This window comes from Sphingobacterium micropteri (assembly GCF_014692515.1).
Classification (GTDB): Bacteria; Bacteroidota; Bacteroidia; order Sphingobacteriales; family Sphingobacteriaceae; genus Sphingobacterium; species Sphingobacterium micropteri.
On record NZ_JACOIK010000010.1, the window covers coordinates 122,030 to 135,983 of the forward strand.

The 13,954-nt window shown below is 40.0% G+C and carries 14 protein-coding genes; 2 read left to right on the forward strand and 12 right to left on the reverse strand.

The genetic code is table 11. The features are described from left to right. Nucleotides 1-2: 2 nt before the first annotated feature. From H8B06_RS14780 to H8B06_RS14795, 4 genes are all read right to left on the reverse strand, one after another. Nucleotides 3-1,553, reverse strand: coding sequence for an FMN-binding glutamate synthase family protein (locus H8B06_RS14780; protein WP_190995022.1), 1,551 nt, complete (start codon nucleotides 1,551-1,553; stop codon nucleotides 3-5). Nucleotides 1,554-1,722: 169 nt separating this feature from the next. Further along, nucleotides 1,723-2,487, reverse strand: coding sequence for a Rossmann-like and DUF2520 domain-containing protein (locus H8B06_RS14785; RefSeq protein WP_190995023.1), 765 nt, complete (start codon nucleotides 2,485-2,487; stop codon nucleotides 1,723-1,725). Further along, complete coding sequence (gene ccsA / locus H8B06_RS14790) at nucleotides 2,487-4,964, reverse strand: cytochrome c biogenesis protein CcsA (protein ID WP_190995024.1); 2,478 nt, start codon at nucleotides 4,962-4,964, stop codon at nucleotides 2,487-2,489. Before ccsA ends, H8B06_RS14785 begins: the two co-directional genes overlap by 1 nt. 70 nt (nucleotides 4,965-5,034) lie before the next feature. Then, nucleotides 5,035-5,460: a cytochrome c maturation protein CcmE domain-containing protein gene (locus H8B06_RS14795; RefSeq protein ID WP_190995025.1), complete on the reverse strand. Its 426-nt coding sequence runs from the start codon at nucleotides 5,458-5,460 to the stop codon at nucleotides 5,035-5,037. Between the two features lie 140 nt (nucleotides 5,461-5,600). Here H8B06_RS14795 and mnmD point away from each other — a divergent pair, with 140 nt between their 5' ends. Beyond that, the gene (gene mnmD / locus H8B06_RS14800) at nucleotides 5,601-6,272 is read left to right on the forward strand and encodes a tRNA (5-methylaminomethyl-2-thiouridine)(34)-methyltransferase MnmD (RefSeq protein WP_190995026.1); all 672 of its coding nucleotides are present in this window, start codon (nucleotides 5,601-5,603) and stop codon (nucleotides 6,270-6,272) included. A 44-nt stretch (nucleotides 6,273-6,316) separates the two neighbouring features. Here mnmD and H8B06_RS14805 read toward each other — a convergent pair whose 3' ends face one another. The 7 genes from H8B06_RS14805 to bshA all read right to left on the reverse strand — a co-directional run bounded on the left by H8B06_RS14805 (nucleotide 6,317) and on the right by bshA (nucleotide 13,069). Then, a complete protein-coding gene (locus H8B06_RS14805) occupies nucleotides 6,317-6,817 on the reverse strand; it encodes an FKBP-type peptidyl-prolyl cis-trans isomerase (protein WP_190995027.1) in 501 nt (166 codons plus the stop codon). Between the two features lie 5 nt (nucleotides 6,818-6,822). Further along, nucleotides 6,823-8,853: a thioredoxin domain-containing protein gene (locus H8B06_RS14810; protein ID WP_190995028.1), complete on the reverse strand. Its 2,031-nt coding sequence runs from the start codon at nucleotides 8,851-8,853 to the stop codon at nucleotides 6,823-6,825. 43 nt (nucleotides 8,854-8,896) lie between these two features. Beyond that, entirely contained in the window at nucleotides 8,897-9,397 is a 501-nt protein-coding gene (locus H8B06_RS14815; protein WP_190995029.1) for a SixA phosphatase family protein, read from the reverse strand. Between the two features lie 12 nt (nucleotides 9,398-9,409). Continuing rightward, the gene (locus H8B06_RS14820) at nucleotides 9,410-10,384 is read right to left on the reverse strand and encodes a sugar phosphate isomerase/epimerase family protein (RefSeq protein ID WP_190995030.1); all 975 of its coding nucleotides are present in this window, start codon (nucleotides 10,382-10,384) and stop codon (nucleotides 9,410-9,412) included. Nucleotides 10,385-10,551: 167 nt separating this feature from the next. Continuing rightward, nucleotides 10,552-11,115, reverse strand: a complete 564-nt coding sequence (gene frr / locus H8B06_RS14825) for a ribosome recycling factor (protein WP_190995031.1) — start codon at nucleotides 11,113-11,115, stop codon at nucleotides 10,552-10,554. 26 nt (nucleotides 11,116-11,141) lie between these two features. Then, nucleotides 11,142-11,846, reverse strand: a complete 705-nt coding sequence (pyrH, locus tag H8B06_RS14830; RefSeq protein ID WP_190995032.1) for a UMP kinase — start codon at nucleotides 11,844-11,846, stop codon at nucleotides 11,142-11,144. Between the two features lie 86 nt (nucleotides 11,847-11,932). Beyond that, nucleotides 11,933-13,069: an N-acetyl-alpha-D-glucosaminyl L-malate synthase BshA gene (gene bshA, locus H8B06_RS14835; protein WP_190995033.1), complete on the reverse strand. Its 1,137-nt coding sequence runs from the start codon at nucleotides 13,067-13,069 to the stop codon at nucleotides 11,933-11,935. Nucleotides 13,070-13,164: 95 nt separating this feature from the next. On the opposite strand from bshA, the gene arfB reads away from it, so the two are divergent. Continuing rightward, nucleotides 13,165-13,575: an alternative ribosome rescue aminoacyl-tRNA hydrolase ArfB gene (arfB, locus tag H8B06_RS14840; protein WP_190995034.1), complete on the forward strand. Its 411-nt coding sequence runs from the start codon at nucleotides 13,165-13,167 to the stop codon at nucleotides 13,573-13,575. An 18-nt stretch (nucleotides 13,576-13,593) separates the two neighbouring features. Here arfB and H8B06_RS14845 read toward each other — a convergent pair whose 3' ends face one another. Further along, nucleotides 13,594-13,869 (reverse strand): hypothetical protein, encoded by a 276-nt coding sequence (locus tag H8B06_RS14845; protein WP_190995035.1) that lies wholly within the window; start codon nucleotides 13,867-13,869, stop codon nucleotides 13,594-13,596. Nucleotides 13,870-13,954 lie beyond the last annotated feature (85 nt).

A 13,954-nucleotide genomic window follows, 5' to 3' on the forward strand; every position in this document is an offset into this window, starting at 1 on the left:
TATTATATTTCCTCCGTTTGAAATGCACTGTGGCTATTGACCAGCTTTCCAGTATTTTTAAAGTAGATTTCTTGAAAACTCAAGGTGGTTACACTGTCGATCTTGCGGAAAAACTTATCTGCGGAGACCTCGTCCAATGTTTTAAATCCACAAGCTTCCATAATTTCTACTGTAGCACGTAACGTGTTACGGTGAAACTGCGCTACCCGTATATATTTATCTTCCACATCAAGAGCTTTATATAGATGAGGACGCTGGGTTGCCACACCGACAGGGCACACGTCTTCGTTGCATTTTAATGCTTGGATACAACCTAATGCAAACATCATTCCTCTGGCACTGTAACATGCATCTGCACCTAAAGAAATAACTTTTAATAAATCAAAACCAGTAACAATACGGCCCGAAACGATCAATTTTATATGTTTCTTTAAACCGAATTTGATAAGTGTAGTGGTGACGAAAGACAATGCATCATATAAAGGCATACCTAAGTTGTCTGTAAATTCCAGTGGAGCAGCGCCTGTTCCACCTTCTGAGCCGTCAATGGAAATAAAGTCAGGAAATATCTGTGTGGTTAACATCGCATGACAGATGTCGATAAACTCTTGTTTGTCTCCCACACATAGTTTAAAGCCGACAGGTTTATATCCGGATAGCTCACGTAATTGCTGGATGAAATGTATCATGCCCTCGGGGGAGTTGAAAGCGCTATGTGCCGGAGGTGACATTACATCTGTCCCCGGGATGACGTGACGGATAGCAGCTACTTCGGGGGTGTTTTTTGCTGCAGGCAATATCCCACCATGACCAGGTTTTGCACCTTGTGACAATTTTAATTCAATCATTTTCACATATGGACGCGTTGCCTTTTCTGCAAATAACTCCGAATCAAACATGCCCATTTCGTTACGACAACCGAAATATCCTGTACCTATCTGCCAAATTAAATCTGCTCCGTTGATATGATACGGGCTAATTCCTCCTTCTCCCGTATTGTGTGCGAAATTTTGTAATGCTGCTCCCTTATTAAGAGCGGTAATGGCTGTTTTGCTTAATGCACCATAGCTCATCGCAGAGATATTGAAGACACTGAGACTATAAGGTTGTTTGCAAAAATGGTTACCCACGATTGTTCGCAAGTCATGGTTTTCGATATGGCAGGGAAAGATAGAATGGGCAGCCCACTCATTGCCGACAGCTTGCGGGTCAGACTGCATTCCAAAGGCTACTGTTTCCCGTTCATTTTTAGACCGCTGATACACGATAGAGCGTTGTCGGCGGTTAAAGGGACGCCCATCTGTATCGGACTCCCAAAAATATTGTCGCATCTCTGGACGGATGCTTTCAAAGAAAAACCGGAAATAACCTAAAATAGGATAATTGCGTAAAATCGCGTGTCTACTTTGATAGCTGTTATAGAAAGCTAATATCATCAAAGGGAAAGGAATGATAAGTAACCAAAACCAACGTGGTGTGAAGACAACACCAAAAGAGAAGATGACGAGATTGATGACAACTATCGTTAACAGAATAAGTTTTCTAACTGCCATAATTTTATATGATATATTTTACGTTGCGTAATGCCCTTATGACGAGCAAACCGCGAGCCATTAATAACCATGTCCTCACAGTTATATACAAAATTAGAAAGTTATTAGATGAAAGTGAAAAAACAAGCAGGTTCGTGAAAGATTTATCGGTTTGGTAATATTCCTGCTGTTAACCCTTGTTTCTGATGATTTCTTCGGTTAATTGTTGATATATTTTGAGCCAATATGGGTTTTTCATGAGAAACTGTAAATGCTTTTTGATCGTTTCTGTGTCTCCACGCATAGCGGGCCCCGTTTGTACATCTTTGGGTATCTGTTTTTGCACGTTTTGTGCCGTTTCCAAAATAATAGGTTTTAGTAAATCAAAAGACAGGTTTTGTTCTTCCATGATGTTGTAAGCTGTCTGAAAAAGCACATTACTGAAATTATTGACAAATACGGCTGCTATATGCAATGCTAGGCGCTGTTCACTATCACATAAGAAAGATTTGGCAGAAATATGTCGCATCAACTCAAGAAGACGGCCGGAGATTTCTGTATTAGCACCTTCTATTCCAAAAGGGATGTTCTCCAAAGAAGTGGAAATATCTTTGCGAAGACTTTGGGCGGGATAGACAACACCATATAAGGGAAAATGTGCTAAGACATTAATGTCCGTTGCGCCAGAACAATGTACTACTATTCCTTTAACAGATTTTGGAAGCATATCAACTATCTGTTGTATGGCTTGATCTGCGACGGCGATAAAATATAAATCTGCTCTATCGGTGATTTCGCTGACCACGTCTACTGCGTCGGCGTTTAAAACAGAAGCCAATGCATTTGCATTGGCCTTATTTCTGCTATACACTTGTGAAATTTGGTGTCCAAGTGCGTGGAAAGCTTTTCCTATATGTGTAGCCACATTTCCACTACCTAAAATAACAATGGTCATTACACAGGATTTTGTTTAGAGATCTTTGCATCTTTTAGACGACGATAGATGGCCATAATGAAACCGATGGTCATAATGATCGTGCCGGCCCAGAAGAAGTTGATATAAGGGAATTTAATTGCTTTAAAAACAATCCATTTTTTCTCCGGTAACGGCTTTTGATACAGCATAATTTCCAATTTATCCTCTTTTGGTAAGATGTTCGTAAAACGGAAACGCAGCCCTTGTTCCGCGACATCTTTATTAAAATCATAACTGTGTCCATCCTTTATTAAGAAAATTGGTTCTATAGTATATTCTTTTTCATCTGCAGCAATGACCTTAATTTTCAATCCGACAATAATATCGTCCGCTCCTTTAGGAATATTATTCAACGTAGCATCTCTATTAATGCCCTCAATGATATAAAACCCATTTCTGTAACGCAGCGTATCACCAATGCTCACCTGATAGGTTGCTGGTTCATCATAATCTTCATATCCAGTCTGCTCTTCAGCCGGGATGTTTTCCGCTTGCATCTGTGATTCTGCTGCTGCTGCGGTGATCAGGGTGTAAATATCATGTGTCAGGTAGTGGCGGGTATCGGGCGTACCGATTAGACCCCCCATTTCTGGGTTGTGTTGTGCAAATGGACGTAATACAAACGATTCGTTTACATTCCCCGTCTCCTCATCGATGCGTTCATATAAAATTTTATAATACACATTGGGAGAAGCGACACTATCACCGACATAGGTGATCCGGTAGTTCCCCATTTGTTTAGGCTCACCCTCTGTCAAAAACAGATTTTCGCCAGGATCGGAGAATTTGTCGCCTTCCTGACCGAAGTTCTGGACTTGTATGTAGCGGCTTTCATTGATGGAGATCACCTCGTTTGTAGCCGCGGCGATAAGTGCGCCCAATAGCAATAATGCAAATCCGATATGTGCAACAGCAGATCCTGCTAATCGCCATTTGCCTTTCAACGCATCACCCAACACACGCATATTCGCTAATAGACAAAATATACAAGTCAACGTCAACAGGATATACATCACGTTGGTATATGTCTTCGTGAAATAAACAATTATAGCACTTAGTATAACCGCAAATAGAAAAGAGGCTAATGTCGATGCCCAAAATTTCTTAGGATCTGTTTTTTTATATTTTAAAAATTGTGTGAATGCCGTTACGAGCATTATCACCACGGCAAAAGCACCTTGCCATTTGTTATAATGTGGAATGGGATCTACCGGAGGAGCGACTTTTGTGCCAAACAGAGCATTGAATACCGGAATAGAGGTAGTCGCTATCATTTGTATGCAGGCTACCGTCAATACTAACCCGCCAATAAATAACCAGAATTCACGGGAATAGATATCTTCTTCTTGTTTGGAAGATGGCATTTCTTTGCGTCGCCACACGAGCATGACAACCATCAATACCAGATAAATGAGATTGAAGATGATAAGCTGGCCCGACATCCCTAAACTGGTAAAGGAGTGAACCGATGTTTCTCCCAATATGCCACTTCTTGTGAGATAGGAAGCATAAATGACGAGTACAAAACTAATCATCGTCAATAGAGTAGCTGTAAAGAATCCATGCCCTGAATTGCGATAAGCAAGTATTACATGGACAGCGGCGATCAATGTTAACCAAGGGATAATCGATACATTTTCTACCGGATCCCATGCCCAGAAACCACCGAAATTCAATGCTTCATATGCCCAGAAAGATCCCATAATAATACCTGCTCCTAAGATCATAACTGCAAAAAGTGCCCAAGGTAATCCCGGTTTCATCCACTCTTTGTAACGCCTAAGCCAAAGACCAGATGCTGCGTACGCAAAAGGAACAATCATGGAGGCAAAGCCGAGAAATAAGGTAGGAGGGTGAATAACCATCCAGTAGTTCTGTAATAAGGGATTTAATCCGCGTCCATCTCCAATCATACTTAAGTAATCAGGCCGGCTAAAAACAGGGCCTTGCATAGCGTCCCGTAGCAAAATAAAAGGGGAACTCCCGATACGGGATCCGAATATTTCTACGCCGATCAACATAGAGCCCAAGAAAACTTGACAGAGCATCACGAACGTCATAACCGGTGCTTCCCAACTTTTGGCTTTAAATACGAGAATAACGCCCAATGTCACTTGCCAGAACATCCAAAGCCAAAAACTCCCTTCTTGTCCTTCCCAAAAAGAAGAAATGATATAGTGGGTTGGGAGTGACTTTGAGGAATGCGCCCAAACATAATGGTACTCAAAATAATGATTATAAATGAGATAGAATAAAATTGTGCCAATAGCCACAACGGAGACTAAATTAGTCCAAAAGCCAATTCGGGCAAGTGTTTTCCATGACTTAGTCTCGGGCTCACGTGTAGCGAAGAAATAGCTGATAAGTGAAAAAACGGCAGCACCAAAGGAAAGAATCACAAAAAACTGACCGATTTTCCCGGGTAAAAGATGTTCTCCAACGTAGTTAACGTCCATTGTTCAAAATAAATGTAAAAAATATCTAAAGATGATCCACAAAAAAGATGATCCACAAATAGGGTGGACGCTATTCGCCACCTAAAAATGCCGTCGCAGGTGCTACACTTGTTTCGATGACTTCCACTTCATCTTCGTTATATTTAGATGGGCACTTCATCAATATCTTACTCGCATGAAATACATCACCTTCCATTTTACCCGTCAGCACGATTTGTTCAGATCGTTCGATGTCTTGAGGCTTAGAACCCCTAAACACGACTTGACATTCTGTACTATCATTGTCATACATGTAGAAAGAAAAATGATTGGCGTCCTTAATCGGATCGTAATATAAATCTCTCTCTTTATTTAAGACACCCACAACGTAAAGCTCTGTTTTTTTCTCTTTTGCTTCCGTAAAAGTAGAATATGTACTAGAGTCAGTGTAAATAACAACAATCATCGCAATCGCGATAGCGATGATAACAATTAATATAATCGAGCTTTTCTTCATATTGCACTATCTCTAAATTAAATACAAAATTACGAAATGCTTTTGCAAGATAGTAATTTGCCAAACTTTGTAAACTATTTAGAATTGTTCTACACAGCTATCCCGCTTTTTGTAGTAAATTTGTGAAAATAAACTTCAATATGCAATTTGTAATAACAGGTGATGGATCGGCCACCCTATACCATCCTGAAGTCGGAGAGCATTATCACTCTAAACATGGTGCATTACAGGAAAGTCACCATGTTTTTCTCCGTTCGGGACTTGATTTTTTCTTACAAAAAGAAAAAAAATCACATGTAGCGGTGTTAGAAGTGGGGTTTGGTACAGGGTTAAACTTTCTATTGACAGCAGATTATGCCGATACACAAGGTATAGATTTGGAATATGTGGGTATTGAAGCTTATCCTTTAAAAGAAGAGGTCATATTCAAAACTGGATACGATAACTTTGTAAAGCCGGAAATCTGGGCGAGTTTCAGATATAACTATGAAAAAGCCCAGACGAAAGAGATTCCTTTTACGGCGTCTATTAACCTGTTGATTGCACCTAAAAAAGTAATAGATTTCCGCGATATACAAAAATTTGATGTGATCTATTTCGATGCTTTTGCTGCGGTACATCAACCCGAGATGTGGACGATGGAAACGTTGGAGCACGTATGTTCTTTTTTGCGGCCAGGAGGGATATTTGTCACCTACGCTATTACTGGGAATTTAAAACGAACCATGAAAGCTTTAGGTTTTGCTATTGAAAAAGCACCTGGCGCACTTGGTAAACGCGAGATGTTACGAGCTGTAAAAGAAAAAAGATAAAGTAACAAAGAAGAAGGATAATCCTTCTTCTTTGTTATGAGTTCTTAATGACCTGACTGGCCGTCGATGCCATGTGCATGTCCATGTGCCAGTTCCTCTTCGGTAGCAGGACGCACAGCTAAAATTTCGACATCAAAATTCAATGTCTTGCCTGCCATGGGATGATTCAAATCAGCTACTACTGCTTCAGGAGTCACTTCAACTACTACGGCACGGAACTGATTGCCTTCATTATCTTGTAAAGGTAAAACTTCACCAACTGGAGGAAGCCCCGTTTCTTTAAACATATCAGCAGGTAGTTGCGCTATTGCACGGTCGTCTTTTTCACCATAGGCGTCATTTGGCTCTAATGTAAAAGAAGTCTTATCACCAATGTTTAATCCAGCTATATTTTCTTCAAATTTGGGTAGCATCATACCTGCACCGTATAAAAAAGTCAATGGATTTTCAGTTGTGGTCTCTTCTATAAATTCTTTCTCTCCGTTTGCTTCTACGGTGTGAAGCTTGTAATTCAATGCAACGACGTTGTTGTTTTCTATTGCCATTTTGTTTAATTTATTTGGGACGAATCCCTGTTATCATGTATTAATGTCAGTAGTTCCGCCACAGAATTCTGGGGTAAACTACATGAACGATTCTTGCAAAGGTAGGATTTTGATTCCATTCCCTCTTTATCTTTTAACAACGGTAGGTTACTTTTTGTTCCTCCCAAGGTTATTTTGTTTGGGATGTAATGCCTGTCTAGTTGTTTTCTCCAAGTCGTCGCTTCCTGACCTGTTAGTGCGATCGTATTGTTCCCGTATACCTGCTCTAACAGTTGGATAGCCCAGTTTGAATAGGCGGATCCATATTTTTTGATCTGTGGAAAAACATTGGCAAATACTTGATCGGCAATCGAGATGTAGCGTTCCTGATCGATTATCTCACCCAATCGATATAGTACGCGTATAATGGCGGACGAAGATGCAGGAATAACATTATCCATGATTTCACTTTTGCGGGCAATTAGCTCTTCTGCATCGTCTGCGGTATAGAAAAATGTCTTTTCCTCGTCATCATAAAACATGCCGATAGCCTCTTCGGTCAGGCCTTCGGCTTCGTGCAGCCAGTCTTCGTTAAATGTAGCTTCGTATAAAGTGATAAAACTGTCGATTGTAAAAGCATAATCGTCTAAAAAGCCAAAAATTTTCCGGTTGCGATCTGCCGGTTGATGGAGTAAGCCGGTTTCATCCGAAAAGCAATCCCGTTTGATGAAGTTTGCCGTTTGGATGGCGAGATCGAGATATTGCTGCTTATCAAAGACGCGGTAGGCATCCACTAATCCTTTTACAAAAAGCGCATTCCAGGAAGTCAATTGCTTATTGTCCAAGCTTGGTCTTATACGCTTCTCGCGATAGACGCGGAGTTTTACTTTTATTTCGCGGAGATATTTTTCCCACTCATCTTCTGAGAATCCACTTTCGAGCGCCATTTTATCCCCATCGATGGCACAATATAACACATTCGTGCTTTCTTCGTGCCAATTTCCGGCTTTCGTTACATGAAAATAGTCAATAAAAAGGGAAGCATCTTTACCGAGTATGTTTTCCAGTTCTTCCTGATGAAAAGTGTAGAATTTTCCTTCTACTCCTTCACTATCAGCATCCAATGCCGAATAGAAGCCGCCATTTTCGGCAAGCATCTCCCGTTGTGCCCAAGCTATCGTTTCTTCTACAATTCTTTCGTATAATCGCGAAGGACGTTGCTGATAAGCTTCGCTGTATAATGAAAGAAGTTGTCCGTTGTCATATAACATTTTCTCAAAATGCGGAATATGCCAGCGACCATCCACGGCATAGCGAGCAAATCCACCGCCTACTTGGTCATATATACCTCCATTTGCTATTTTCTGTAAGGTAAAATGCGCATGTTCCAACACAGCTTGATCCTTTGCAAGGAAAGCATAGCGGAGGAAAAACAACCAGTTATTGGGTAAGGGAAACTTCGGCTCCCTGCTGTAGCCTCCATTTGTTTTGTCAAATTGTGCTTTCCATGGATTTACAATATCGTGTAAATCGCTCGCTATATAAGCTTCTGGAATAGGAGCAATCGGAAGTTTTTCTGCTTGATGGATGCCTTTGGACAAACGTTCAGCATAATCTAAAGCTACTTCCGGTGTTTCTTCCCACATTTGGGCGATCTGTAACAATATCTGTTGCCAATCATGTGGTTTAAAATAAGTGCCTCCGTATATGGGACGCCCGTCCGGTAGGCAGATGCAATTTAGAGGCCAACCTCCCGTGTTAGTCATTAATTGCACGGCAATCATATAAATTTGATCGATGTCGGGACGCTCCTCACGATCAATTTTAACCGATACATATAAGGTGTTCATGGTCTTTGCAATAGCTTCATTTTCGAAACTTTCACGCTCCATGACGTGACACCAATGACAAGCAGAATAACCGATGCTCACGATAATGAGCTTGTTTTCATCTTTCGCTTTTTGTAACGCTTCCTCACCCCATGGCATCCAATCGACAGGATTGTGTGCATGTTGTTTTAAATAGGGAGAGTTTTCGTATAAAAGTTGATTTGCCATATCTTATAAAGATTCCTTTTATGGGAGCACAGTATGTACACTATCAATATTCGGTAATGATGTGCTTTAGGATAGCCGTATTGGCTGATAACGTCGAATAATCTATTCCTTGTTCCACTTCCAAGCAAGCTGTATGGGCCGTTTTAAGATTGACAGAACGATCGGTTGTATAGGCAACAAGATCAGAAACACCGGGGTTGTGGCCGAATAATAGTATGTGATCGTAAGATGAAGGGATATCATTTAAGCGTTTCATCAGAAAAAGATAATGTGCTTCATAAACTTTCGGTTCCCACACAATACGTTCTTCGGGATAACCTAAAACACCGCAAAATATTTTTGCGGTTTGCATCGCACGATTAGCTGTTGAGGAAATAACGAGTATTTTTTCATCCGTAGTCGGTAGCTGTGTTTTTAGCTTTTGAGCAATAAGTTCAGCACGGCTAACTCCTTTGGGAAGCAAATCCCTGTCGAAGTCATCTTTACCGAAAGTAGGTAATTCAGCCTTTGCGTGTCGAATAATATAAAGTGATTTCTGATCCATATTCAATCTTTCTTATTTCGCTAGATGTTTCTTTATATAGTCGTAACTCTTCTTTATGCTTTCGAATTTGTTTGGCATATAGATGTCATCTTGTTCCACAAAGGCATATTTTAGCCCCGATTTATCTGCATAATCCGCAATTCGGATAAAATCTATCGCGCCAGTTCCAACCTCTGTATATTTGATTTCTTTCATGATATCCTCAAAATCAGCATCATCGTAACCTTCCCCAATAACAGAATCGACGTGCTGTTTGTCCATATCTTTGATATGCCACATCGGAAATCGACCTGGATATTTGTCAAAATAAGATTGTGGGTTAAGGCCCGCTTTTTCCGTCCAAAAAAGGTCGAGTTCAAAATCCACGAGATCAGGCTCCGTAAACGTGATAAGAATATCTAACCCTCGTGTCCCATTCGCAAAACGTCTAAATTCCCAGAAATGGTTATGATAGCCTACTTTAATGCCTGCCTTTTTAGCCATTTCTCCAAACTTATTGAGCTGTTCTGCAGCATATTGATAATCCTCGGTTTTTAAGTTGTTTAGATCGTCCATCGGCGTGATAGGAGCGACAATATAGGATTGGCCTAATTGATGTGCAATCTCGATATATTTTTCAATATTTTCGTGTTCAGTTAAATTTTTGTTGAGGTATTTAGAGAGATCATAGTGGCCACTATGTGTTTTTAGATTGTTGTCATCCAATACCTTTTTCAGTTCTGCAATAGGAAGTTTCCAATAAGTGCCGGCAACATCATCTACACCAAATGTTTCCACATGTTTGTAGCCGATTTTGGCTACTGTACTTATTGTTTTTATAGGGTCTACATTTATTAAGTCGCGGATAGAAAACAGTTGAAGACCGAGATTATGAAAAGGGCTATTTCCCGATTTATCGCCTTGACAGGAGAATAAGTATGGACTAAGAAAAGCGACGGATAAGCCTAAACCTGCCTGTTTTAAAAATCCTCTTCTATTTTTTTTCATTCGTATAATTTTTTTTAGCGAAATTTCTTTGAAAATCGGTAATCTGAGATGAAAGTTAGGTAAAAAATGGATATGAAAAAAGGATTCTATTTTTTTATAGAACCCTTTTCCTATGATTGATCTTCTAACTTTCTCGAAGCGCTAAGCTTAGCAGAAACGAAAATTGACTAGACTGTCATAATATCTTTTTCTTTCAATTCGGCTAGTTGGTCTACTTTAACAATGAAAGAATCCGTTAGCTTCTGCACTTCAGTTTCTCCTACTTTAATCTCATCTTCTGATACACCGTCACCTTTTAATTTTTTAATGGATTCGTTTGCGTCTTTGCGGATATTTCGTATAGCTACGCGACCTTTTTCGGCTTCTTCTTTTACTTTTTTTACCAAATCACGACGACGCTCTTCCGTCAACGGAGGTACGGCCAAACGAATAATAGCACCATCGTTCTGAGGGTTCAGTCCGATGTTTGAGTCTATAATTGCTTTCTCTATGGTGCTGATTAAATTCTTCTCCCAAGGCTGAATAACAATAGTTCTAGCATCGGTAGTATTAATATTACTTACTTGAGAAAGGGGGGTCATACTACCATAATAGTCGATGGCTATTCCATCCAACATGCCGGGAGAGGCTTTGCCTGCCCTGATTTTAGTCAGCTCAGATTCTGTATGCGTCACGGCCCTACCCATGTTCTCTTTACAATCGTCTAATTCTAAGGATATCAGTTCATTCATATCTTATATATTTCTTTTGTAATAAATTACCTAACAACTGTTCCGATATGTTCACCGTTGGCTAATTTTTTCAGGTTGCCCGGCTTGTTCATGTCAAAAACAATAATTGGAAGGTTGTTTTCTTGACATAAGGTAAACGCTGTCATGTCCATTACATTTAAACCTTTTTCGTAAACCTCGTGGAAAGAGATCTGATCGTAACGTTTTGCAGATGGATCTTTTTCCGGATCAGCCGTATATATACCATCTACGCGCGTACCTTTAAGTACAGCATCTGCATTGATTTCGATAGCACGTAAAGAGGCTGCTGTATCTGTTGTGAAATAAGGATTTCCGGTGCCTGCACCGAAAATAACGATTCGTCCTTTTTCGAGATGTCGAACGGCACGTCTACGGATAAAAGGCTCACAGATTTGCTCCATTTTAATGGCGGTCAGCAACCGGGTTTTTAAACCAACTTTTTCTAGTGCATCCTGTAGTGCCATACTATTAATAACGGTTGCTAACATACCCATATAGTCAGCTTGTACCCGATCCATCCCAGCTTTTTCTGCACTTAAGCCACGGTAGATATTTCCTCCACCGATAACGATGGCAATCTCTAAACCTTGACTGTGAATTTCTTTGATATCGTTTGCATATTGCATCACCCGATTGATGTCAATACCGTAACTTTGTTCGCCCATTAAGGCTTCTCCGCTGAGTTTGAGTAGGATACGTTTATATTTCATGATCGTTTTTTGGAATATTTCCAAAAGCCAAAGATAGAACTTTTTTTCTAGCCGCCGATTATTATATTACGCTTTTTTCATCAAGATCATTTATTCCTTAATCCTTCCAGCACCTCTTCATAGTAGGATTCGTAAAGTGGAAGGATATTGCTTAGGTCAAATTCTTTCGCCCGTGCAAATGCGGCATTCTTGAATACTTGTAGACGCTCGCAGTCTTCTAAAATATGAATAGCATTTTTCGCCATATCTTCGATATCTCCAATATCACTAAGAAAGCCACTAATACCATTTACATTGAGTTCTGGCAATCCACCGGTGTTAGAGGAAATAACAGGTACATGGCAAGCCATAGCTTCCAAAGCAGCCAGCCCAAAACTTTCTGAAGAGGAAGGCATTAAGAATAGGTCCGAAACAGATAAGATTTCTTCAATGGCATCCTGTTTTCCAAGGAAACGTACGTTTTGGCTAACTTCAAGCTGGCGCGCTAGTTCCTCTGTATTCCTTCGTTCCGGACCATCGCCCACCATCAATAATTTACTGGGAATAATCTCATTAACTCTTTGGAAGATGCGGATAACGTCTTGGGTGTTTTTTACTTTTCGAAAATTGGAAGTGTGAATGATAATACGCTCGTTATCTGGAGCTATCGCACGTTTAAAGTGTTCCCTGTTTTTATTGTGAAAACGGGAGAAATCTATAAAGTTGGGAATTACACGTACATCTCGGGTAATCTCAAAGGATTCTAATGTTTGCTCCCGCAAATTCTCCGAAACGGCCGTTACTCCGTCAGAATGGTTTATTGAAAACGTAACTACGGGATTGAAGCTTTTATCTTTTCCTACCAATGTAATATCTGTTCCATGTAGCGTGGTTACTACAGGGATATGGATACCGTACGAGGCTAATATCTGTTTGGCTAGATAGGCAACTGATGCATGTGGAATCGCATAATGTACATGCAGTAAATCCAGTTTTTCGAATCGGACGACATCTACTAGTTTGCTGGCTAAAGCAGATTCATAAGGAGAAAAATCGAACAAGGGATACTGGGCAACTGCGACTTCGTGGTAGTAAAGGTTTTCGGAAAAGAAATCCAACCGAGCGGGTTGAGAATACGTGATGAAGTGGATTTCATGTCCGTTGGAAGCGAGGGCTTTGCCGAGTTCTGTTGCAACTACGCCACTTCCGCCAAAAGTAGGATAACATACGATGCCTATTTTCATCTGCTTATTTTTTCATGTAAAAATACAGCGCAAAGATAAGGATGGTTTTATAATTGCTTTGCAATAATTATCTAGAAAATGATTAAATTTAGGCGATGAACAAAGAATTGTTACAAAAGGAGCTTATGTATAGAACTTCTCGTTCTGGAGGAGCGGGAGGGCAGCACGTAAACAAAGTGGAGTCAAAGGTAACGCTCGTTTGGAATGTCAATGCATCAGAAGTCTTGACTGAAGACGAGAAAACACGTGTTCATCAAAAATTAACCAACAGATTGAATAAAGAGGGGTTGTTGCAAATGGAGGCTTCGACCGAAAGAAGTCAACTAAAGAATAAGGAAATCGTCACCATCCGTTTCTTTGACCTCCTCCATCAAGCATTGAAAAAGGAAAAGAAACGGCTAGCAACCAAAATTCCTAAGTCTCAAATTCTGGATCGGTTGGATCGAAAAAAAAAGCAATCTCAAAAGAAGCAGAATCGTAAAAAGAATTTTAATGCCGAGTGGTAATAATGGATAAGAAAATTTCTATTCTTGAAAATGACTTACCGCCAAAGGTCTTCCTTGTTCATCTTTTTCAAAAGCGGCGATAAAGGCGACTTTGTGTCCTTCTAAAAGTAGAAATCTGGAAATGAAATCTTCATTCCTTTGCGTTGACTCGATACGTAATATAAAATCCTCATCATCCAGATCAACTGTTGCAAATTTGATATCCTTTGATACCTGGTAAAGTTTTGAAATGAGATGAGAACGTTGTAAAATAGTTCGAATCGAGGTTTTAAAAATCAGAACATACTTTTTCATTAGGATATACTATTTATCTAAATACTATTGTTTATCAGATCACCTAGAGTGTTAACCTAAAACAAATATGCATGAAAAATAAAAG